The sequence below is a fragment of the Serratia sp. CY27727 genome, assembly GCF_052169275.1.
Lineage (GTDB): Bacteria > Pseudomonadota > Gammaproteobacteria > Enterobacterales > Enterobacteriaceae > Serratia > Serratia sarumanii.
On sequence record NZ_JBJNLB010000001.1, the window covers coordinates 818,005 to 838,378 of the forward strand.

The 20,374-nt window shown below is 63.1% G+C and carries 22 protein-coding genes; 9 read left to right on the forward strand and 13 right to left on the reverse strand.

What is annotated here, in order from left to right; genetic code table 11:
- Positions 1-27: 27 nt before the first annotated feature.
- From ACJ8HB_RS04035 to prpB, 3 genes are read right to left on the reverse strand one after another with little or no spacing between them, the layout of a single operon-like run.
- A complete protein-coding gene (locus ACJ8HB_RS04035; RefSeq protein ID WP_047571670.1) occupies positions 28-1,479 on the reverse strand; it encodes a bifunctional 2-methylcitrate dehydratase/aconitate hydratase in 1,452 nt (483 codons plus the stop codon).
- A 50-nt stretch (positions 1,480-1,529) separates the two neighbouring features.
- Positions 1,530-2,693: a bifunctional 2-methylcitrate synthase/citrate synthase gene (gene prpC / locus ACJ8HB_RS04040; RefSeq protein ID WP_033646891.1), complete on the reverse strand. Its 1,164-nt coding sequence runs from the start codon at positions 2,691-2,693 to the stop codon at positions 1,530-1,532.
- Between the two features lie 33 nt (positions 2,694-2,726).
- A complete protein-coding gene (gene prpB, locus ACJ8HB_RS04045) occupies positions 2,727-3,617 on the reverse strand; it encodes a methylisocitrate lyase (protein ID WP_033646893.1) in 891 nt (296 codons plus the stop codon).
- Positions 3,618-3,861: 244 nt separating this feature from the next.
- Between prpB and prpR the strand changes: the two genes are divergently transcribed.
- Positions 3,862-5,451: a propionate catabolism operon regulatory protein PrpR gene (gene prpR, locus ACJ8HB_RS04050; RefSeq protein WP_047568634.1), complete on the forward strand. Its 1,590-nt coding sequence runs from the start codon at positions 3,862-3,864 to the stop codon at positions 5,449-5,451.
- A gap of 3 nt (positions 5,452-5,454) precedes the next feature.
- Here prpR and ACJ8HB_RS04055 read toward each other — a convergent pair whose 3' ends face one another.
- Positions 5,455-6,363 carry a DMT family transporter gene (locus ACJ8HB_RS04055; protein WP_047568635.1) on the reverse strand — a complete coding sequence of 303 codons (909 nt, stop codon included), beginning with the start codon at positions 6,361-6,363 and terminating at the stop codon, positions 5,455-5,457.
- Between the two features lie 136 nt (positions 6,364-6,499).
- On the opposite strand from ACJ8HB_RS04055, the gene ACJ8HB_RS04060 reads away from it, so the two are divergent.
- Complete coding sequence (locus tag ACJ8HB_RS04060) at positions 6,500-6,934, forward strand: Lrp/AsnC family transcriptional regulator (protein ID WP_033646897.1); 435 nt, start codon at positions 6,500-6,502, stop codon at positions 6,932-6,934.
- Here ACJ8HB_RS04060 and dinG read toward each other — a convergent pair whose 3' ends face one another.
- The 4 genes from dinG to ACJ8HB_RS04080 form a co-directional block, all read right to left on the reverse strand.
- Positions 6,935-9,133, reverse strand: a complete 2,199-nt coding sequence (gene dinG, locus ACJ8HB_RS04065) for an ATP-dependent DNA helicase DinG (RefSeq protein ID WP_047568637.1) — start codon at positions 9,131-9,133, stop codon at positions 6,935-6,937.
- A 66-nt stretch (positions 9,134-9,199) separates the two neighbouring features.
- Positions 9,200-9,592: a tautomerase family protein gene (locus ACJ8HB_RS04070; protein WP_033646903.1), complete on the reverse strand. Its 393-nt coding sequence runs from the start codon at positions 9,590-9,592 to the stop codon at positions 9,200-9,202.
- Positions 9,582-9,914, reverse strand: a complete 333-nt coding sequence (locus tag ACJ8HB_RS04075; RefSeq protein ID WP_033653414.1) for a carboxymuconolactone decarboxylase family protein — start codon at positions 9,912-9,914, stop codon at positions 9,582-9,584. Before ACJ8HB_RS04075 ends, ACJ8HB_RS04070 begins: the two co-directional genes overlap by 11 nt.
- Before the next feature lie 124 nt (positions 9,915-10,038).
- On the reverse strand, positions 10,039-10,695 hold the full coding sequence (locus ACJ8HB_RS04080; RefSeq protein ID WP_047568639.1) for a glutathione S-transferase family protein: 657 nt from the start codon (positions 10,693-10,695) through the stop codon (positions 10,039-10,041).
- 241 nt (positions 10,696-10,936) lie between these two features.
- Here ACJ8HB_RS04080 and ompC point away from each other — a divergent pair, with 241 nt between their 5' ends.
- From ompC to ACJ8HB_RS04095, 3 genes are all read left to right on the forward strand, one after another.
- The gene (gene ompC, locus ACJ8HB_RS04085) at positions 10,937-12,034 is read left to right on the forward strand and encodes a porin OmpC (RefSeq protein WP_033646909.1); all 1,098 of its coding nucleotides are present in this window, start codon (positions 10,937-10,939) and stop codon (positions 12,032-12,034) included.
- Positions 12,035-12,213: 179 nt separating this feature from the next.
- On the forward strand, positions 12,214-13,065 hold the full coding sequence (locus ACJ8HB_RS04090) for a GNAT family N-acetyltransferase (protein WP_047568642.1): 852 nt from the start codon (positions 12,214-12,216) through the stop codon (positions 13,063-13,065).
- Between the two features lie 17 nt (positions 13,066-13,082).
- Positions 13,083-13,913 (forward strand): 5'-nucleotidase, lipoprotein e(P4) family, encoded by an 831-nt coding sequence (locus tag ACJ8HB_RS04095; RefSeq protein WP_047568644.1) that lies wholly within the window; start codon positions 13,083-13,085, stop codon positions 13,911-13,913.
- A 123-nt stretch (positions 13,914-14,036) separates the two neighbouring features.
- Here the strand turns inward: ACJ8HB_RS04095 and ACJ8HB_RS04100 are convergent, their stop codons facing one another.
- From ACJ8HB_RS04100 to ACJ8HB_RS04120, 5 genes are all read right to left on the reverse strand, one after another.
- On the reverse strand, positions 14,037-14,168 hold the full coding sequence (locus ACJ8HB_RS04100) for a hypothetical protein (protein ID WP_255170871.1): 132 nt from the start codon (positions 14,166-14,168) through the stop codon (positions 14,037-14,039).
- Positions 14,169-14,295: 127 nt separating this feature from the next.
- Positions 14,296-14,682 carry a GNAT family N-acetyltransferase gene (locus ACJ8HB_RS04105; protein WP_236672597.1) on the reverse strand — a complete coding sequence of 129 codons (387 nt, stop codon included), beginning with the start codon at positions 14,680-14,682 and terminating at the stop codon, positions 14,296-14,298.
- A 65-nt stretch (positions 14,683-14,747) separates the two neighbouring features.
- Complete coding sequence (locus ACJ8HB_RS04110) at positions 14,748-15,266, reverse strand: GNAT family N-acetyltransferase (protein WP_049212860.1); 519 nt, start codon at positions 15,264-15,266, stop codon at positions 14,748-14,750.
- A gap of 2 nt (positions 15,267-15,268) precedes the next feature.
- Positions 15,269-15,838, reverse strand: coding sequence for a helix-turn-helix domain-containing protein (locus tag ACJ8HB_RS04115; protein WP_033646915.1), 570 nt, complete (start codon positions 15,836-15,838; stop codon positions 15,269-15,271).
- A gap of 187 nt (positions 15,839-16,025) precedes the next feature.
- Complete coding sequence (locus ACJ8HB_RS04120) at positions 16,026-17,480, reverse strand: MFS transporter (RefSeq protein WP_033646916.1); 1,455 nt, start codon at positions 17,478-17,480, stop codon at positions 16,026-16,028.
- Positions 17,481-17,583: 103 nt separating this feature from the next.
- On the opposite strand from ACJ8HB_RS04120, the gene ACJ8HB_RS04125 reads away from it, so the two are divergent.
- The 4 genes from ACJ8HB_RS04125 (at position 17,584) to ACJ8HB_RS04140 (ending at position 20,223) form a co-directional block, all read left to right on the forward strand.
- Entirely contained in the window at positions 17,584-18,237 is a 654-nt protein-coding gene (locus ACJ8HB_RS04125) for a helix-turn-helix transcriptional regulator (RefSeq protein ID WP_033653420.1), read from the forward strand.
- Between the two features lie 177 nt (positions 18,238-18,414).
- Positions 18,415-18,909, forward strand: coding sequence for a DUF2878 domain-containing protein (locus tag ACJ8HB_RS04130; protein ID WP_033646919.1), 495 nt, complete (start codon positions 18,415-18,417; stop codon positions 18,907-18,909).
- Positions 18,910-19,019: 110 nt separating this feature from the next.
- Complete coding sequence (gene yedA / locus ACJ8HB_RS04135) at positions 19,020-19,940, forward strand: drug/metabolite exporter YedA (protein WP_094859702.1); 921 nt, start codon at positions 19,020-19,022, stop codon at positions 19,938-19,940.
- 106 nt (positions 19,941-20,046) lie between these two features.
- Positions 20,047-20,223: a hypothetical protein gene (locus tag ACJ8HB_RS04140; RefSeq protein WP_016928550.1), complete on the forward strand. Its 177-nt coding sequence runs from the start codon at positions 20,047-20,049 to the stop codon at positions 20,221-20,223.
- The last annotated feature ends 151 nt before the right edge of the window (positions 20,224-20,374 follow it).

Sequence of the window (20,374 nt, forward strand, 5' to 3'; positions counted from 1 at the left end):
CGACGTGGCTTGTCAGCGCCGCTCGCGTCAGATCACCCACAGATCGAGATACTCGTTGACCGGCATCTGCGCCAGCCGCTGCCGGTCCAGCGACACCTCGAGAATGCGCTGCTGCTGCAGAGCCGGGAACTGGCGCGCCAGGTTGGTTTTGAACTTCTCGACCAGCAGCGGGATGCCCTCTTCACGCCGCCGCGCATGGCCGATAGGATACTCCACCGCCACCTCATCCAGACGGCTGCCGTCGGTAAACTCCACCGTCAGCGCATTGGCGATCGATCGTTTTTCCGGATCGTGATAATCGCGGGTGAAGGCGGGATCTTCATGGCAGCGGATCTTGCCGCGCAACGCATCGATGCGCGGATCCTCGGCCACCCGATCCTCGTAGTCCGCGGCCGTCAGCCGGCCGAACAGCAGCGGGATCGCCACCATATACTGAATGCAGTGATCGCGATCCGCCGGGTTATCCAGCGGCCCCTGCTTGTCGATAATGCGCAGGCAGGCCTCGTGGGTGCGGATGCTCACCCTGGCGATGTCGGCGGCGGTTTTACCGGCGGCCTGCATCTGGCGGTGCAGCGTCATGGCCGCTTCCACGGCGGTCTGGGCATGGAACTCCGCCGGGAACGAAATTTTAAACAGCACGTTCTCCATCACGTACGCGCCGTACGGCCGCTGGAAGCGGAAAGGCTTGCCGTTGAAAGAGACGTCGTAGAACCCCCAGGTCGGCGCCGTCAGCGCCGAGGGATAGCCCATCTCGCCGGTGGCGGCCATCAGCGCCAGCCGCACCGCGCGGGCGGTCGCATCCCCCGCCGCCCAGGATTTGCGGGTGCCGGCGTTCGGCGCGTGGCGATAGGTACGCAGCGACTGCCCGTCCACCCACGCCAGCGACACCGCGTTCAGGATCTCCGCCCGGCTCAGGCCGAGCAGCTGCGCCACCACCGCGGTGGACGCCACCTTCACCAGCAGCACGTGATCCAACCCCACCCGGTTAAAGGCGTTTTCCAGCGCCAGACAGCCCTGGATCTCATGCGCCTTGATCATGGCGATCAACACCTGCCGCATGGTCAGCGGCGCTTTGCCCGCCGCCACCGCCTGGCGCGAGAGCCAGTCGGCCACCGCCAGGATCCCGCCCAGGTTGTCCGACGGGTGCCCCCACTCCGCCGCCAGCCAGGTGTCGTTGAAGTCGAGCCAGCGGATCATGGCGCCGATATTGAACGCCGCCTGCACCGGATCCAGCTGGAAGCGGGTGCCCGGCACCCGGCTGCCGTTCAGCACCTCGGCGCCCGGCACCACCGGCCCCATCAGTTTCTTGCAGGCCGGATAGCTCAGCGCCTCCAGCCCGCAGCCGAGGGTATCGAGCAGGCAATAGTGGGCGGTGCGGTACGCCGCCGGGGTATCGACGGCCTCTTTCATCACATAATCGACGATATCGACCATTTCGCGATCGAACGGCGGACGGCGGGTGTTGGCAGACTCAAGCATCATGATTCCCAAAGGCTCCATAGTGAAAACGACACGATAGCGATCGGCGCTCAGCGCTGATCCAGCGGTACGAACGCCCGCGCTTCCGGCCCGGTATAGTTGGCGGACGGGCGAATGATTTTGTTGTCCTGCCGTTGCTCGATGATGTGCGCCGACCAGCCGCTCACCCGCGCCATGACGAACAGCGGCGTGAACATTTCGGTGGGCACCCCCAGCTGGTGATAAGACACCGCCGAGAACCAGTCGAGGTTGGGGAACATCTTTTTGGTGTCGCGCATCACGCTTTCCAGCCGATCGGCGATGTCATACAGCTTCATCGCCCCCGCCTCCCGCGACAGGCGCAGCGCAATCTCTTTGATCACCTGGTGGCGCGGATCGGAGACGGTGTACACCGGGTGCCCGAAGCCAATCACCACCTCTTTGTTGTCGATGCGGCGGCGAATGTCGGCTTCCGCTTCGTCCGGCGTTTCATAGCGTTGCTGGATCTCCAGCGACACCTCGTTGGCGCCGCCGTGTTTCGGCCCGCGCAGCGCGCCAATGGCGCCGACGATCGCCGAATAGACGTCGGATCCGGTGCCGGCGATCACCCGGCCGGCGAAGGTCGAGGCGTTGAACTCATGCTCGGCGTACAGGATCAATGACGCGTGCATCGCCTGCTCCCAACTGGCGGAAGGCGCTTCGCCGTGCAGCAGGTGCAGGAAGTGGCCGCCGATGGAATCGTCGTCGGTCTCCGGCTGAATGCGCTCGCCGTTGTGGCTGTAGTGATACCAATACAGCAGCATCGAGCCCAGCGACGCCAGCAGCCGGTCGGCGATGTCGCGCGCGCCGGCCGCGCCGTGCTGCTCTTTTTCCGGCAGCGTGCAGCCAAGGGCCGAGACGCCGGTACGCATCACGTCCATCGGATGAGACGCCGCAGGCAACGCCTCGAGCACCGTGCGCACGCTGGCGGGCAGGCCGCGCAGGGCTTTGAGACGGTGTTTGTAGGCCTGTAGCTCATCGCGGTTGGGCAACTTGCCGTGGATCAGCAGGTGGGCGACCTCTTCAAACTCGCAGTGGCGCGCGAGATCGAGAATGTCGTAACCGCGATAGTGCAGATCGTTGCCGCTGCGCCCTACGGAGCACAGCGCGGTATTCCCGGCGGGCACGCCGGATAACGCCACGGATTTTTTCGGCTTAACGCCAGTCGGGCTTTGCGGGGGGATCGCTTGGCTCATACCGTCCTCGTTTGGCTTGTGCGTGAATGGCGCCTATTCGTCGCGCTGGCGAGCGAACAGGGCGTCGAGTTTCTCTTCGAACAAATAATAGTTGATGCTTTCATACAGCTCGTTGCGGGTCTGCATGGTGTCGATGACGCTTTTCTGCGTGCCCTCCTCGCGCAAAGCGCGGTACACCCGCTCCGCCGCCCGGTTCATTGCCCGGAAGGCCGACAGCGGATACAGCGCCATATCCACCTGGGCGCTGCGCAGCTCGTCGGTGGTAAACAGCGGCGTTGCGCCGAACTCGGTGATATTGGCCAGGATCGGCACCTGCGTCGCCTCAGCAAAGCGGCGGTACATGCCCAGCTCGGTGATCGCTTCCGGAAACAGCATGTCGGCCCCGGCCGCCACGTAAGCCTGAGCGCGTTCGATGGCCGCCTCCAGCCCCTCCACCGCCAGCGCATCGGTGCGCGCCATGATCACGAAGTCTGGATCGCTGCGCGCATCCACCGCCGCCTTGATGCGATCCACCATCTCTCCGGTGGAAACGATGGCCTTATTGGGCCGATGGCCGCAGCGCTTGGCGCCGACCTGATCTTCGATATGCAGCGCCGCCGCCCCGGCCTTGCTCACCGATCGCACCGTGCGGGCGACGTTGAACGCCGAAGCGCCGAAACCGCTGTCCACATCCACCAGCAGCGGCAGCGGGCAAACGTCGGTGATGCGGCGAATGTCGGTCAGCACATCGTCCAAGGTCGAAATGCCCAGATCCGGCAGCCCCAGCGAACCGGCCGCCACGCCGCCGCCGGAAAGGTAGATGGCCTGGAATCCGGCCCGCTGGGCCAGCAGCGCATGGTTGGCGTTGATCGCGCCGGCGATTTGCAGGGGTTTTTCTTTACTCAGGGCCTGACGAAAGGCGAGCCCAGGTGAGCGCAGCGTCATGACGTTTTCTCCGATTGGCCAGATGAAACAGACAGAGCAAGGGGCGGGCCAGGTTGTGCTTCGGTGAGGAAAAAATTAAACACGATAAAAATAAGTGAGTTACAACATATTCAGCGCCATTAGCCTGGCAAAGGGGTAAAAAACGTTTCAGCTAACGTTTCAATCGCTGTTTCACGCAGTAAATTTGAAACATAACTGAAACCGGGCTACACCTAATGCAGCCACTTCCATTCGGTAACCCACCATGAGCGATCACGTCACGCCGGACAAACCGGTGATCTGGACCGTCTCCATCACCCGCCTGTTCGATCTGTTCCGGGACATCAGCCTCGAGTTCGACCATCTGGCAACCATCATCCCGATCCGCCTCGGCTTTGAGGAGGCGGTGCAGCACATCCGCGCCCGCCTGGCTACCGAGCCTTGCGACGCCATCATCGCCGCCGGCTCCAACGGCGCCTACCTGAAAAGCCGCCTGTCGGTGCCGGTCATTTTGGTCAAGCCCGGCGGCTTCGATCTGCTGCAGGCGCTGAGCAAGGCGCGCAGAACCGCCGATCGGATCGGCGTCATCACCTATAAAACCCCTCTGCCCGCGCTGCTGGAGTTCCAGCAGACCTTCGATCTGCCGCTGGAGCAGTGCAGCTACGTCACCGAAGAGGACGCGCGCGGCCAGATCGCCGAGCTGAAAGCCGCCGGCATTCAGGCCGTGGTTGGAGCGGGCCTCATCAGCGAGTTGGCGGAAGAGGCCGGGCTCACCGCCATTTTTCTCTATTCCGCCGCCACCCTACGCGCCGCCTTCAGCGATGCGCTGGACGTGACGCGCCTGATGCTGGGCGGTGGCAAACGCGGCGGCGATTACGCCGCGCGCAATACCCTGCAGCCGCGCTACGGGCTGGGCGATTTGCAGGGCAATTCCCCGCAGATGGAGCAGACGCGGCGCACCATCATGCTGTACGCCCGCTCGCCGGCGGCGGTATTAATTGAGGGAGAAACCGGCACCGGCAAGGAGCTGGCGGCGCAGGCGATCCACCGGGAATACTTTTCCCGGCGCGGCGCGCCGGCCAGGGGCGCGACGCCGCCGTTCGTCGCCATCAACTGCGGCGCCATCGCCGAATCGCTGCTGGAGGCGGAGCTGTTCGGCTATGAGGAAGGCGCCTTTACCGGCTCACGGCGCGGCGGCCGGCGCGGGCTGTTGGAAACCGCCAACGGCGGCACTCTGTTTCTGGATGAGATCGGCGAAATGCCGCTGCACCTGCAAACCCGGCTGCTGCGCGCGCTGGAAGAGAAGGCCGTCACCCGGGTCGGCGGGCAGCAGCCGGTGGCGGTCGACTTTCGCGTCATCAGCGCCACCCACAACCACCTGGAGCAGGCGATTCAACGGGGCGGTTTTCGCGCCGATCTGTTCTACCGCCTGAGCGCCCTGCGGCTGCAGCTGCCGCCATTGCGGGCGCGCGGCGACGATATCGCGATGCTGGCGGAACACTTTCTGAAGCGGTCGCTGGCGGCGCTCGACGTGCCGCTGACGGAGCCGCTGCGCGCCGCCCTGGCCGGCTGTTACGCCGCGCTGAATCATTACGCCTGGCCCGGCAACCTGCGCGAACTGCGCAACATGATGGAGCGGGTGGCGCTGATGCTGAGCACCGGCACCGCGCCGAGCGGCGAGACGCTGCGCTGGCTGCTGCCGGAGCTGGCGGCGGCCACGCCGCCCGAGACGCCGCCAGCGCCCGTCTCCGCCCACGAAGCGCTGGCGCGATGCGGAGGCGACCACGCCGCCGCCGCCCGGTTGCTCGGGATCAGCCGCACCACCTTATGGCGCCGGCTGAAAAAAACGAACTGAGCATCAGCCGGCGCGCCGGCCGTCCGAGGCCGGCAGCAGTCGCACTCGCCGCTCGCCCAGCAGGTTCATGCCCGCCGCCGCCAGCAGGATGATCGCCGCGCCCAACAGCTGCCAAGCCGACAGCCGGTGGCCAAACGCCAGGCGATCCACCAGCATGGCGGCGATCGGGTAGATGAACGACAGCGAGCCGATCAGGTTGGTCGGCAGCTTCTGCAGCGCGCCGTACATCAGCACGTACATCAGGCCGGTGTGCAGCACGCCGAGCGTCGCCAGCATGCCCCACTGCCCAGCGCTGGCCGAAACGTGGAAATCCACCAGCGGCAACAGCATCACCGCCCCTACCGCCACCTGGATCAGCGCAATAAGATGCGGCGGCGTGCCCTTCAGCCGCTTGGCCGCCAGCGCCATCAGGGCATAGAAAAACGCCGCGCCGAGCGCCAGCGCAATGCCCGCCAAATAATGACTCTGTTCCCCCGCCTGCCGCGGCTGCGCCAGCACCACCAGCATCATGCCGCCGAACGCCAGCCCCAGCCACAGCAGCTTGCGGGCGGTCAGCCGTTCCCCCAGAAACAGCGCCCCCAGCCCCACCAGCATAAACGGCTGGGTGTTGTACACCGCCGTGGCGATGGAGATAGAGGCATAGGAATAGGCGGCAAACAGCAGCAGCCAGTTGATCACCAGCGCCACCCCACCGGCGATCGCCAGCAGCAGCGTGGCGCGCGTCAGCACATCGCGCCGCAGCTGCCCCAGCGCGCCGCACACCGCCAGCAGCACCAGCGCCCCCACCGCGCAGCGCCAAAACACCACGTTGACCACCGGCTGGCCGGACATCAGCACAAACCAGCCGATGGAGCCGGAAATCAGCATCGCCGCCGTCATCTCCAGCGAGCCGCGTTTTATCTCTGCATTCATTCTGCGTTCCTCCAAACTTGCCCAGAGGCATAGCTTGCGGCTTCGCCGGGCGGCTTTCCATAGCATAAAAAAGGCAGATATGCTTAACTGCCTTTTTCTCGTAGTTATAATAAAGAAAATACCTAACGGAGGCGTTATGGATGATATCGATCGCCAGATCCTGACTCTTTTGGCGCAGGACGCGCGCGCGTCGTTGAAGACGCTGAGCGCGCAGGTGGGGCTGTCGTCGCCGAGCACGTCGGAAAGGCTGCGGCGGCTGGAGGAAAGCGGCGTGATCCAGGGCTATACCCTGAACGTCAATCTGCAGGCGGTGGGCTACGCCTTCGAGTCGCTGGTGCGCATCAAGCCGCTGCCGGGCATGCTGAAGAAGGTCGAGCAGCTGATTCAGGCGATACCGGAAGTGGTCGAATGCGATAAGGTGACCGGCGAAGACTGCTTTATCGTGCGGCTGGTGGCGCACTCGATGGCGCAGCTCGACCACACCCTCGATCGGCTGGCCGAGCATGCGCAGAGCAACACCTCGATCGTGAAAACCACGCCGGTTAAACGCCGCCTGCCGCCGCTGCTCTGATTAACGCCGCCGCTTGCGGGCGAACGGGTTGCCGCGCTTCTTCTCTTTTTTGGCCGCGTCGGCGGCGGATTTCAGCGCCGCCAGATGCGCCTTGTCGACCTCCGGCACCGCGCGCTGTTCGATCGGGAACACCGGCAGCGACGCCAACAGCCGCGAACCGTAGTTTTTGGTCAACAGCCGGCGATCGTAGATCACGATCTCGCCGTAGCATTGGTTGCTGCGGATCAGGCGGCCGACCTGCTGGATCAGGTTGAACGAGGCGCTCGGCAGGCTCTGCACTTCGAACGGATAGCGCTTCAGCGATTTCAGCCACTCGCCTTCGGTAATGATCACCGGGCTGTCGATCGGCGGGAACGCAATTTTGTGAATGTGTACCTGGGTCAGCAGCTCGCCTTTCAGATCCAGCCCTTCGGCGAACGATTGCAGCCCCACCAGCACGCTGGCGACGCCCTTCTCCACCCGCTTGCGGTGCTCTTCCACCAGCCGGTAGCGCGGCTGGTCGCCCTGCACCAGCAGCATCAGCCGCAGATCGGTCACGTAGCTGAGGAAAGTCTGCATCGCCCGGTGGCTGCTGAACAGGATCAGCATGCCTTTGTGTTTGCCGCTCGCCTGCTCGGCGCGGAAACATCGCGCCATCTCCTCGAGGTGTTCCGCCTCGTTGGCGAGCGCCGGTTCGTAGCGCATCTGCGGAATGACAATCTTGCCCTGTTCGACGTGATTGAACGGCGAAGAGAGCGTTTCGAAACGATCGCCGGCCTTCTCGCTCAACCCGCTCATCTCCTGCAAACGCGCGAAGCTGTTCAGCGAACGCAGCGTGGCCGAGGTGACCACCACGTGCGGTACCTTGCGCCACAGCAGCTTCTCCAACTGGTCGCTGACGCGGATGCCGACGCAGTGCAGGTAGAGATGGGTAACGTTATCGCGCAGCTCGCGCGTGACCCATTTGGAGATCGGCGCGTTGGAGGATTTGTCGAGCGCCGCCAGCCGCCACAGCTTGCTCATCGCCTCCAGATAACCCAGCGTGCGGCTCATCTGAATGATCGACCGGTGCAGGCGCACGATGTCATGCTTGCCGGTCTGCTCGGTGAGATCGTTAAGCACGAACTCCGCCAGCCCGCGCAGCGCGTCGGTCAGTTTGAACAACCGCGCGCAGCTCTCCACCATCTCCGCCGGCAGCTCGCCCATTTCAAAACGGTGCTCGGCCGCCACGCTGTCGCCGGGCAGATAGGCGCTGACCTGATGCTCGAAGATCTGCACCAGCTCGCGCAGCTCCTCGCAATGGTTTTTCAGCCGCTCGCTGTTGGCCAGCCCCGGCGGATTCTTCGGCCGGTACTGCGTCATGCACTGCTCGACCTGGCGCACGATCATGTCCAGCTGCAGGTTGGTCGACAGCGCGGTGATTTCCCCGTCGATCTCCAGCGCGTCGCGCGCCACCTCCGGCAAATGGTGGCCTTCGTCCAGCACCAGCAGCAGCTCTTTCGGGTTCGGCAACACCGATTCCGTCTCCAGCGCCGCCATCACCAGCGCGTGATTGGCCACCACCACGTCGGCGCTCTCGATCTCTTTGCGGGCGATATAGAACGGGCATTCGCGAATATAGTGGCAGTTGCGCCCCAGGCAGTTGGCCTTGTCGGTGCTCAGCTTGGCCCACAAAGGATCGTCGATGCTCTGTTGATAGTGATCGCGCAGCCCGTCCCACTCGAAGCGGGCCAGCGCCTTGGTCAGCTTCTGGCACAGCGCCTGCTCTTCGCCGCTGGACGGCGCCAGCTCGTCGTCGAGGAACAGCGTCAGATCGCCCTGTTGGCTGACGTCGGTGCTCATCGCCGCCAGATTGCGCGGGCACACGTAACGCCCGCGGCCAAAGGCGCCGGTAAATTTCAGATCGGGGATAATCTTTTTCAGCAGCGGCAAATCCTTGCTGTAGATCTGGTCCTGCAGCGCCACGTTGGCGGTGCTGACCACCAGCGGTTTGCTCTCCGCCCGCCCGACGGCGATGCCCGGGATCAGGTATGACAGCGTTTTGCCGACGCCGGTCGGCGCCTCGATCGCCAGATGGCGCGGGTAGTCGCCGGCCAGCGTCTTCGCCACCTCGGCGATCATCTGGCGCTGGGGCGCACGGGAAATGAAATCCGGTATTTGCTGCTGCAGGGCTTTGTACCACTGGCCAATCTGATCTTTAACTGCGGAGGAGAGCGCCATTCAACTCTTATCTAAACGAAATGATGGCGCCATTGTCCCACAGACCGCCCGCGGCGTCAGCCCGAGTTACGCCTGCGGATCGATCATCGAGGCGCGCCCGGCGCTGAACGACCACTCGTCCAACTGGGTGGTGGTGATCACCACCATCACATCCTCGGGGCGCAGCCGCAGGTTTTCCGCCAGCAGCGCCGCCAGCCGCCCGTAGAAGCGCCGCTTGGTGTCGGTGTCGCGCGGCCGCCCGGCGGTGATGTAAAACAGCACGAAATCCGCGCTGCGCGGCCCGCCGAGATAGTCGCGATCGTAGATAAGCTCACCGGGTCGGTATTGATCGATCACCTGAAATTTATCCGTCGGCGGCACCTCGAAGGCCTCCACCAGCGCCTGATGCAGGCTGTCGGACAAGGTTTGCAGATAGTCGGCGGACTTGCCCTGATGCAGGGCGATGCGGCTAAACGGCATGGTTGTCCTCCTGTTCCAGTTCACGCAGGCGCGCCACGGCCGACGCCGCCGCGGGCCAGCCGGCGTAGAACGCCAGATGGGTGATGAGCTCGGCCAGCTGCTGGCGCGTCACGCCGTTGCGCTGCGCCAGCTGCAGGTGAAACGGCAGCTGTTCCACGCGGTTGAGCGCCACCAGCGCGGCGACGGTAATCAGGCTACGCTCGCGCGGGCTCAGCGCCGGCCGCTGCCAAATATCGTCAAACAAGACGCTGTCGCTGAGCTGCGCCAGCTTGGGGGCAATATCGCCGAACGCCTGCTGCCCGGCCTGGGATTCTGATGGCATCACACTCTCCTGTCAGTTGCGGATAGCCTTACGCTACCCGCCGCCGCAGCGAGTGAAAATCGGGATTTTCAGCAGTCTCGGTTCAGAAAAACGGGAGGGTTCCCCGCCGGGCGGCGGGGAGGCATCACGATTCCAGCGGGGCAACACCGTCGAAATGGGCGCTCAGCAACGCATTCAGCTCCGGCCGCTGTTCCACCCGCTCTGCGATGGCGTACAGCCGCGGGCAGTGTTGCCGGAACCACGCGCGGCCCGGCCGCCAGTTGCACATCACCGCCACGTACAGATCCAACGCGCTGAAGCTCTTGCCGAGAAACCACGGGCCCGCAGCGCCGGCGGCGGCGTTCAGCTGCCGCAATAAGCGCTCGCGATAAGCCATTACCGCGTTTTTCAGCTGTTCCGCCCCCGCCGCCTGCGGCTGCCAGCGCTGCGGATGGTCGGCATAGGTGCAGGTGGGGTAAATCTCCGCGTTGATGAACAGCAGCCAGCGCAGAAAACGCGGCAACAGCGGCGAGCCGCCGGGCGGCGCCAGTTCGGCGTGCGGCGCGCGATCGTGCAGCAACAGAATGATCGCCGCACTCTCCGTCATCACTTCGTCATTGGGCAACACTAAGGTGGGCACCTGGCCCAACGGGTTCAGCGCCAGCAGGCGATCGCGCTCCGGGCCGTCCTGCGTGTAGTCCACCTCCTCATAGCCCCAGGGGAAAGCGGTCAACACCAACGCGGCGGCCACGATCGTCGAGCCGCAGCCCTGCGTGCCGAACAAAGTATAAGTATCGTGCATGATTCCTCCCGCAGCGGAACAAGGTATCGATAACTGTAGACCAGCCGCCGACCGTCGGCCGAAGAAAAAATTCACTCTTTACGCGACTTTTTTAATCGTTCGACATGAAAATGAATTTTTTGTCATAAATAGATCACATTACTACGGTAAAAATTCTCCGCCGCCAACAATCAGGCGGCACAGTAAAACAGCAATGCAACTGATGATAAGCGTCTTTCAATCGAATAAAGCAGGGTAACCCATGAAACGTAATCTTCTGGCCGTTATTATTCCGGCACTTTTACTTGCGCAAGCGGCACAGGCAGCAGAAATCTACAATAAAGACGGCAACAAACTCGATTTTTACGGTCGTGTAAAGGCCCTGCATTATTTCTCCGATGATGCCGGCAACGACGGTGATAAAACCTACGTGCGTATCGGCTTTAAAGGCGCGACTCAGATTAACGATATGCTGACCGGCTACGGCCAGTGGGAATATCAGATCGCCGCCAACCACACGGAATCCGACGGCACTAAAGACACCAAAACGCGTCTGGGCTTCGCCGGTCTGAAATATAAGGACCTCGGTTCCTTCGACTACGGCCGCAACTACGGCATCATTTACGACGTCGGCGCCTGGACGGATATGATCCCTGAATTCGGCGACGATGCTTACATCAAGACCGACAACTTTATGAACGGCCGTACCAACGGCGTCGCCACCTACCGTAATAACAACTTCTTCGGACTGGTCGACGGCCTGAAATTTGCCGTGCAGTACCAGGGCAAGAACGAAAACGACGGCCGCTCCGCCAGCAAGGCGAACGGCGACGGCTGGGGCCTCTCCTCCAGCTACGAAATCATCGATGGCCTGAGCGTGGGCGCCGCCTATGCCTCTTCCAACCGCACCACCACGCAAAAAGCGGGCACCTTCGGTAAAGGCGACAAGGCCGATATCTGGGCCGGTGGTCTGAAATACGACAACAACAACGTCTACCTGGCCGCGACTTATTCGCAGAGCCGCAATATCGCGCCTATTTCCGGCACCGCCACCATCAATAACAACGCCACTTCCGTTAGCGGCTTCGCCAATAAAGCGGAAGGGATTGAATTGGTCGCACAATATCAGTTCGACTTCGGTCTGCGCCCATCGCTGGGTTACGTTCAGCAGAAAGGCAAAGATATTGAAGGCATCGGCGACGTCGATCTGGTGAAATATTTCGACGTAGCGGCAACCTATTACTTCAACAAAAACATGTCCACTTATGTCGAATATAAAATCAACCAGCTCGATGACGACAACAAGCTGGGTCTGAAAAACGACGACGTGGTTGTTGTCGCCCTGACCTACCAGTTCTGATGTGATGAATGAATAACCACCACTGCAAACTTTAGCGTCACTTGATACCCAGAGTTTTATTTCGCCGGGCGGCTGCGTCCGGCTTTTTTGTTTTTATTTTCCCCCTGCCCAATCCCCCCGCTTGCCTTGCAAAAAAAACGGGTCTACATGTATAGCTTTCTCCCCGAGCGAAATCAGCCATGCATAACGACGGACGCTTCGACTTCCACAACGCCCTGCGCTACAGCAGCGACGAACTGGCGAACATCCTCAGCCACTGCTTTGAAAACTACATCGTGCGCTTCGTTGTCGACGGGCCGACCTTCGCCGCCCGTTTCGGCGCCGAAGATCTCAGCCTGAACGACAGCCTGATCGTCACCCACCGCCATGAACCGGTGGCGGTGGCGCTGATCGCCCGCCGCGGCCGGCACAGCCGGGTCGCAGCCTTTTCCGTGCGCCCGGAGATGCGCGGCCAGGGCCTGGGCAAGACGCTGATGCAGCGGCTGGTGGCAGACGCCCGCCAACGCGGCGACCGGCGGCTGTCGCTGGAAGTGATCGAAGGCAACGACGCCGCGCTGGCGCTGTACCACCGCGCCGGGCTGCGCATCGTGCGCACCCTGACCGGCCATCAGGCGCCGGCGGAAGCGCCGCCAGGCACGGCGGAACTGCAGGCGGTCGATCCGCTGACCGTCAGCCATCGCCTGACGGCGGAAGGCGCCACCGATCTGCCCTGGCTGATCGCCCCCGAATCGCTGTTCAAGCTGCCGGGCAAACCGCAAGCCTATACGCTCAATCGTCAGGCCTACGCCGTGGTGATGCCCGGCGCCGAGCACTGCTGGCTGCGCCTGATCTACGTGCCGCCGCAGCACCGCGGCCAGGGGCATGCGCGCGCCTTGCTGGCCGCCCTGCAAACAAGGTTCGCCCCTTTGCCGCTGACTGCCAACGTCGTTGTGCCCGAGGTGGCCGCCCCCTTCTTTACGCATCTTGGCTGGCGGCAGGATCCCCTGCGCCAGTTCGAGATGGATATGTTGCTGGACAGCCCACAAGACTAAAACCAAGAGAGATAACGATGGCAGGAAAACAGGCAAGGAAACTCACCCTCGGCGCGGCGGTTGGCGTCGCGCTGCTGACGTTGGCCGGTTGCGCGCAGCCGCCGCACACCGACGCGCAGGCCCAGCAACGGCTGGCGGATCAGTCGGTGCTGGCGGTGAACTGGTTCCAACAGTCCGGCGAATACCGCGCGCTGGCGCATCAGGCGTTCAACAGCGCGCAGCGCGCCTTCGATCAGGCCAAGGCCGCACCGGGCCGTAAAAAGGCGGTGGTGGTCGATCTGGATGAAACCATGCTGGACAACAGCGCCTACTCCGGCTGGCAGGCGCAGCAGGGCCAGCCGTACGACGGCGCCACCTGGGCCAAATGGACGCAGGCCGAACAGGCCGGCGCGGTGCCGGGCGCAGTGTCGTTCGCCCGCTACGTCAACGCCCATCAGGGGACGATGTTCTACGTATCGAACCGCAAGCAGAGCGAATACGCCGCCACGGTGGCCAACATGCAGAAGCTCGGTTTCACCGGCATGTCGGAAAAGACCGTGCTGCTCAGCACCGACACCTCCAATAAGCAGGCGCGCTTCGACGCCATCAAACAAGCCGGCTATGACATCGTGGTGTACGCGGGCGACAACCTGAACGACTTCGGCGCCGCGACTTACCACCAGGACAACGCGCAGCGCCGGGCGTTCGTCAGCGAGAACCAGAACAAGTTCGGCACCGAATTCATCGTGCTGCCCAACCCGCTGTATGGCGATTGGGAAAGCGGGCTGGCCCGCGACTACAACAAGCTGACGCCGCAGCAGAAGCTGCAGGTGCGCCAACAGGCGATCAAAGCCTGGCGCGGGCGCTGATTCAGGAATAGGGAGAAAAAAACCATATAACCTAATATTTTTTCAAAAAGGGATTAACGGAGCATGCCGCCGAACCAATGGGGATATTGGCTCGGCGGCATGAACATAAAGAAATGCGTATGCTCAAATTTTTGATTGCGGGTATAAGAAATGTGAGAAATCGGTATCGGCACTGCCCTGTGAAGCCAATCCCACACCGCTTCCCGGTGAAGCAAGCACTTTCACTATCCTTTCAGCAATATCAGAGTAGTTCATCCCTTAACCCTCTCGATTTTAACCGTCCGAAAACCGTAGCGGCATCCGCTCTTTGATTTAATCTGGCCGTAACCTAAGCAGCAAGGCACGGATCTTCAAGGTCAAATGGCTATGGGGACTTACAACATCATTCCAGAACTTTTTCGAAACAGACCGCCTGCGGGTTACCTCGATAACGGCCATAATTTTCGCGTATCCGATACCCCTGAGCCAGATAAAACTTGATGGCACGCAGGTTCACTCTTCGAGTTTCCAGCCACAGTTGGCGATACCCCAACCATCGAGCCTGTTGTTCCAGAGCATGTAATAATTTACGACCAATACCATTACCAGGCTCACGTACATACATCCGTTTTAACTCCGCAACGCCAGAAGTTAATCGACGCAGCGCCCCACAAGCTACGGCTTCATCGGCAGCATTGCGTACCAACATAAAACAACCTCCATCCGCTTGTATAGCAGCAGGATCAAACGAGGATGTACCGCTATCACCGGTGATCTCAGCCAGTTGCACCGACAATTCCGCCATCAGTGTCAGCGCGTCTGAGCTATCAACTTCACTTAATAGTATCCGAAGAGTCACAGCAGTTTGTACATATAGCAGGTGGCTTCCAACGCCCCGCCGTCGCTGGCGCGGGCGTAATGCGGAATGTCGCCCGCCGCCTCGAACCCCAATTGGCGGTACAGCCCCTGCGCCGCGCTGCCGCTCAGGGTGTCCAGCACCAACAGGCTGCGGCGATGACGCGCCGCCAGCGCCTGCACTTCCTGCATCAACTGCCGGGCGACGCCCTGCCGCCGCGCCTGCGGGTGCACCATCAGCTTGGCCACTTCCGCCCGGTGGCGGCCGTTGTCCGGCATCGCCAGCAACAGCTGCACGGTGCCGACCGGCCGACCGTTCGCCAGCGCCACCAGCATCGCACGCTCTCCCCGCGCCAGGGCCGGCAGCAACCCCTGCCAAAACGCCCGCGCCTGCTCCACTGTAAACGGCATGACAAAACCAATGCTGGCGCCGTGCGCCACGCTGGCGTGCAGCATCTCGGCCAAGTCGGCCATGGCGCTTTGCGCCGCGTCGGCGCCCCACTGTTGCAATTCAATCATGGCTATGGCCTGCAGATAACGAGCGTGTAATGGGCCGGCTCATCGCCGGGGACATGGAAACGGGACGCGCCGAACAGGCGGTAGCGCAGGCAGTCGCCGGGCGACAGCCGGAAAACGCGCCCTTCCAGCGTCAATTCCAGCTGCCCGGACAGCAACCAGAGGTGATGCTCCAGCGCCGGTATCGACGGCAGGTCGTAATCAATCTGCGCGCCGGCATCGAGCCGGGCTTCGATAAACTCGGCCTTATACAGCGCGGCGGGAGGAGAAACGGAGCGACGGTGGAAACCGCTGGCGCGATCGACCCATACCGGCTGTTGCGGCGGCCGCAACAGCTCCGGCGGTTCGTCTTCGATTTCGCTCAACAGGCGCGACATGGTCAACCCGTAGGCGGCGCACAGCCGGTTCAGCAGCGACGCCGTCGGGCTGGTTTCGGCGCGCTCCACCCGCGAGAGCGTCGCCCGGCTGAGGCCGGTGCGCTGCGCCAACTCTTCCAGCGACCATCCCTGCTGCTGGCGCAAATCCGCCAGCCGCTGCGCCAACCTCAGGTCGGCAGTCTCCAAACCGTTATCCATCGCTCACACTCCGCCTTGAAATCCCATATAAGAGAAATAATCTCAAATTAGAGATATGGCAAGCGGATTTTAAAAAATGCCGCGCAGCGCGATGAATATCAGCATGCTCAGCAACACCACCGCCAGCATACTGCGCAGCAAGAACGCCACTATCACCGGCAAACACTATCGAAGAAGGAGGAGCGTTCTAGCACTCGCGCGAGGGCGGGTTTTGTACAAGATTGCCCGTCTCGGCGCCCGGCGGCGCGATCGCCGCGCAGCGCCAGGCGCTGAATACCGCCAGCAGCGGCGCCAGCGCGAACGCCAGGAACAGCCAGCGCGCCGCCGACGCCGCGCCCGCCGCGCCGCCCGGATCGTTCAGCCCCGCCAGATTGGCGATCATCCCGGCCAGCGCCGCACCGAATGCGGTGGCGAACAGCTGCACCGTGGTAATCGAAGCGCCGGCGATATCTTTGTCCGCTTCGGGCGCCACCTGCAAAATGCGCGTCAGCAGGTGCGGCCAGCCGAAGCCGATGCCGAACCCCACCAGCAACAGCGCAATGACGATCGGCGCCAGCGCCTGCCAGTGGCCGCCGGACGGCACCGGCATCAGGATCGCCAGCGCCAGCAGCCCCACCAGCACAAACAGCGGCCCGCTGACGATCGCCCGGCGAATGCCCGCCCCGCGCCAACCTGAGCTGAGGATCTCGGACAGCGTCCAGCCGGCGGCCATGGCGGCGGCAATATAGCCGGAGATCAGCGGCGACTGGCCGTGCAGCAGCTGCAGAAAATAGGGCACGAAGATCTCGCTGGTCATGCCGATCACCAGCAACGCGGTCGTGATGTAGAGCGCCGCCAGCGATGAGCCGCGCCGCAGCGCGCCGTGCGGCAACAGGCGGGCGCGCGAGTGCGCTTCGCGCTTCAGCAGCCAGGCCATCAGCACCAGCGAGAGCGCGATGCCTGCCAGGTTGATCCAGGCGCTGTGCGCCAGACTGCCGGCGGACACCGCCAGCACCGCCACGGTCAGCAACAGCAGCTGCGCGGTCGGCAACGGCGCGGCCGCCTGCTGCGCTTTACCCTTGGGCAGGATCAGGAAGGTAAATGCGGCGTACAGCGCCATGATCGGCAGCAGAATGCCGAAGGCCCAACGCCAGGCGTTCAGCTCGGCGAAAATGCCGCCCACCGCCGGCCCCACCAGGGTGGCGATGCCCCACATCGCCGAGATGAGCGCCATGGCGCGCGGCCACAATCGCTGCTCGAACACCAGGTTGATCATCGCGTAGGAGAGCGCAAAGATCAGCCCACCGCCGAAGCCCTGCACCGTACGGCCGATCAGCATCACCGGCATGCTCGGCGCCAGCGCGCACAGCGCCGCCCCGGCGATGAAGAACAGCGAAGCCACCAGATAGGCGCTGCGCGCGCCGTAGCCGCTGAGCAGCCGGGCCGACAGCGCGGAACCGAGGATCGACGCCACCACGAACAGCGTGGTGTTCCAGGCGTAGAGATCCAGACCGCCGATATCCTGCACCACCGAGGGCAGAATGGTGGTGGCGACCAGAATATTGATGGCATGCAGCGCCACGCCGAGCGAAAGCGCGATCGCACTGGCCGCATTTTTGCCGGAGAAAAGGTCGCTCCAGCGGCTATCGTCATGGGTTATCACGGTTGTCGTCCTGTTTTCAGAGGAATGGCATTGAGTTGGTCATAAGATTGCGTTAAATTTAACAAGAGTTATCTTGGAATAAGTTAGGGCGAGGCGGAGAAATATGTCAAGAATAAACTTGGAAAATAGCGGCAGCACCGCACAATCGGTCAGTGACCGCTTGCTGACGCTATTGAAAACCCGCGGCCCACAGCAAGCTTCTGACGCAGGAAAGGTGCTCGGCACCACCGGTGAGGCGGCCCGCCAGCAGTTCGTCAAGCTGGCGAAAGAGGGGCTGGTCGAAGCGGTGGCGGAAACGCGCGGCGTGGGCCGCCCGGTGCAGCTGTGGCATTTGACCTCGGCCGGCAACGCGCGCTTTCCCGACACCCATGCGGATCTGACGGTGCAGCTGCTGCGCACCGTGCGCGACAAGCTGGGCGAACAGGCGCTCGACGTGCTGATCGAGACCCGCGAGCAGGAAAACCGCATCAACTACAAGCAGGCGATGATCGGCGCCGCCGATCTGCAGGAGCGCGTGGCGCGCCTGACCGAAATCCGCTGCCGCGAAGGCTATATGGCCGAATGGCGTCAGGAGGAAGACGGTTCCTATCTGCTGGTGGAAAACCACTGCCCGATCTGCGCCGCCGCCACCGTCTGCCAGGGCTTCTGCCGGGCGGAGCTGAGCATCTTCACCGAAGTGCTGCAGGCGCAGGTGGAGCGCGCCGAACACATTCTGGCCGGCTCGCGCCGCTGCGCCTACCGGATTTCGCTCCTGTAACGCCGGTTTTTGCCCACGTTTTCAACCGGTACAGATTATTCTGCTTGTGCATCCCGCACCTTCCCTTCTAAGGTTGAATTAACGCATATTCAGACCAACAGCGGGCCTCGCACTCGCTCTGGCAAATCCGTCGGCGCCTGGCGCGCAGCGGCAGAGTAACCCCACGGGAGTTGAACGATGAAGAAGCCGCATGCCGGATTCTGGCTGGCGACGCTGGGACTGGGCGTCTGCTGGCTGCTGGCGCTGCTGACTCGCGATCGGCTCAACGGCATCCTGCTGGCCGGCGCGGCGCTGGCGCTGATCTTTACCCCGGCCGCCCGCCGTAAAGGCGCGGCCCTGGCCGCCCTGGGCGGTATCGGCATGGATGGGCTGTGGAGCTACAGCGGCGTGCTGCACTACAGCGGGCAACACGGCCTGCCGCTCTGGACCATCGCGCTGTGGATCGGCTTCGGCTGCTGGTGGTATTGGCTGCTGGACGTGGTCAGAGCGGCCCCCTGGCCGCTGGCGGTGCTGGGCGCCGCCGCCGGCCCCTTCGCCTACGCCGTGTCCTGGAAACTGGACGCCTTGCTGCCCGGCGTGCCGCCGGAGTTCATGCTGCTGCTGCTGGCCGTCGGCTGGTCGATTTACCTGCCGGCCGTCAGCTGGCTGCAGTGGAAGCGGCGGGACAGCTGAACGGCGGGCGGCGGCCGGGAAAAATAATGCCGAAAGCCATTGCTTATCGGTTGCCCGATCGGGTTTACTGAGCGTTCTAATAATAATCACCCCTGCAAAAACATATCTCTATGCTTAGCCAACAAAGCCGTAGCGTCCTGCCGTTGATCGGGGCGTTGTTCACGTTATATATCGTTTGGGGTTCCACCTATTTCGTCATTCGCCTCGGCGTCGCGCAGTGGCCGCCGCTGATGATGGCCGGCATTCGCTTTCTGGCTGCCGGTATCCTGCTGTTCAGTTTCCTGGCCTGGCGCGGCCACGCGCTGCCGACGCCGAAGCAGTGGCTGGCCGCCGGCGCCATCGGCATTCTGCTGCTGGCGGTGGGCAACGGCCTGGTGACGGTGGCGGAGCACCAACACGTGCCGTCCGGCATCGCCGCGGTGATGGTGGCGACGGTGCCGCTGTTCACCCTCTGCTTCAGCCTGCTGTGGGGGATGCGCAACACCAAACTGGAATGGGCCGGCATCGCGCTCGGTCTGGTGGGCATCGTGCTGCTTAATACCGGTAACAACCTGGTGGGCAACCCGACCGGCGCGCTGCTGATTTTGCTGGCGTCGGCCAGCTGGGCCTTCGGGTCGGTACTGGGATCGCGCATCTCGCTGCCGGCCGGGCCGATGGCCGGCGCGGCGGAGATGCTGGTCGCCGGCGTGGTGTTATTGGCAGCCAGTCAGCTGAGCGGCGAGCGTCTGACTCAGATGCCGAGCACCGGCGGCTTTCTGGCGCTGGGCTATCTGATCGTCTTCGGCTCGATGCTGGCGATCAGCGCCTATATGTTCTTGTTGAAGAACGTGCGCCCGGCGGTCGCCACCAGCTACGCCTACGTCAACCCGGTGGTGGCGGTGCTGCTCGGCATCGGCTTTGCCGGCGAATCGCTGGCGCCGCGCGAGTGGCTGGCGCTGGTGATCATCGTGGCGGCGGTGGTGCTGGTGACGCTGGGAAAATACCTGTTCGCCCGCCCGGCCCGCGTGCAGGCCATCGACAGCGAACGGTAGCGATCGCAAAGGGCGGTCTGCGGGCCGCCGTTAAAAACGATTCTTGTTTCACCCGGCGAAGGGGCTATAATTCCCGCTGTTCCAAGCAACCTGCGAAATTATTCCTATGCTGAAAAAAGCGTTCGTCATCGTCATCGCCCTGTGCGCCTTCGGTTCTTTGGGCGGCGTATTCCTCGCCGGGCTGAACATCTACACCCGTTCCACCACCCCGCACGAAGAAAGCGCGCCTGCCGGGGATGCCGCCGCCACGCCGGCGCAAACCGAAACCCTTCAGGCCAAGTGATCGTCCAGCCAGCGCTGGCAGCGCAGCTGTAAAAAGCGCTGCAGCCGCCTGACGCGTTCCGACACCGGCGAGCGATGCGGGCACCAGGCACTTCGAGCAGTTCCTCACCGCGCCATAGCCGCTTTCCCCACGCCGGGGAGAAAAACGACGC

Excerpts from the sequence above, each read along its gene's own strand:
- ACJ8HB_RS04035 (WP_047571670.1), bottom strand. The coding sequence starts at position 1,479 with ATGCTTGAGTCTGCCAACACCCGCCGTCCGCCGTTCGATCGCGAAATG.
- prpC (WP_033646891.1), bottom strand. The coding sequence starts at position 2,693 with ATGAGCCAAGCGATCCCCCCGCAAAGCCCGACTGGCGTTAAGCCGAAA.
- prpB (WP_033646893.1), bottom strand. The coding sequence starts at position 3,617 with ATGACGCTGCGCTCACCTGGGCTCGCCTTTCGTCAGGCCCTGAGTAAA.
- prpR (WP_047568634.1), top strand. The coding sequence starts at position 3,862 with ATGAGCGATCACGTCACGCCGGACAAACCGGTGATCTGGACCGTCTCC.
- ACJ8HB_RS04055 (WP_047568635.1), bottom strand. The coding sequence starts at position 6,363 with ATGAATGCAGAGATAAAACGCGGCTCGCTGGAGATGACGGCGGCGATG.
- ACJ8HB_RS04060 (WP_033646897.1), top strand. The coding sequence starts at position 6,500 with ATGGATGATATCGATCGCCAGATCCTGACTCTTTTGGCGCAGGACGCG.
- dinG (WP_047568637.1), bottom strand. The coding sequence starts at position 9,133 with ATGGCGCTCTCCTCCGCAGTTAAAGATCAGATTGGCCAGTGGTACAAA.
- ACJ8HB_RS04070 (WP_033646903.1), bottom strand. The coding sequence starts at position 9,592 with ATGCCGTTTAGCCGCATCGCCCTGCATCAGGGCAAGTCCGCCGACTAT.
- ACJ8HB_RS04075 (WP_033653414.1), bottom strand. The coding sequence starts at position 9,914 with ATGCCATCAGAATCCCAGGCCGGGCAGCAGGCGTTCGGCGATATTGCC.
- ACJ8HB_RS04080 (WP_047568639.1), bottom strand. The coding sequence starts at position 10,695 with ATGCACGATACTTATACTTTGTTCGGCACGCAGGGCTGCGGCTCGACG.
- ompC (WP_033646909.1), top strand. The coding sequence starts at position 10,937 with ATGAAACGTAATCTTCTGGCCGTTATTATTCCGGCACTTTTACTTGCG.
- ACJ8HB_RS04090 (WP_047568642.1), top strand. The coding sequence starts at position 12,214 with ATGCATAACGACGGACGCTTCGACTTCCACAACGCCCTGCGCTACAGC.
- ACJ8HB_RS04095 (WP_047568644.1), top strand. The coding sequence starts at position 13,083 with ATGGCAGGAAAACAGGCAAGGAAACTCACCCTCGGCGCGGCGGTTGGC.
- ACJ8HB_RS04100 (WP_255170871.1), bottom strand. The coding sequence starts at position 14,168 with ATGAACTACTCTGATATTGCTGAAAGGATAGTGAAAGTGCTTGCTTCA.
- ACJ8HB_RS04110 (WP_049212860.1), bottom strand. The coding sequence starts at position 15,266 with ATGATTGAATTGCAACAGTGGGGCGCCGACGCGGCGCAAAGCGCCATG.
- ACJ8HB_RS04115 (WP_033646915.1), bottom strand. The coding sequence starts at position 15,838 with ATGGATAACGGTTTGGAGACTGCCGACCTGAGGTTGGCGCAGCGGCTG.
- ACJ8HB_RS04125 (WP_033653420.1), top strand. The coding sequence starts at position 17,584 with ATGTCAAGAATAAACTTGGAAAATAGCGGCAGCACCGCACAATCGGTC.
- ACJ8HB_RS04130 (WP_033646919.1), top strand. The coding sequence starts at position 18,415 with ATGAAGAAGCCGCATGCCGGATTCTGGCTGGCGACGCTGGGACTGGGC.
- yedA (WP_094859702.1), top strand. The coding sequence starts at position 19,020 with ATGCTTAGCCAACAAAGCCGTAGCGTCCTGCCGTTGATCGGGGCGTTG.
- ACJ8HB_RS04140 (WP_016928550.1), top strand. The coding sequence starts at position 20,047 with ATGCTGAAAAAAGCGTTCGTCATCGTCATCGCCCTGTGCGCCTTCGGT.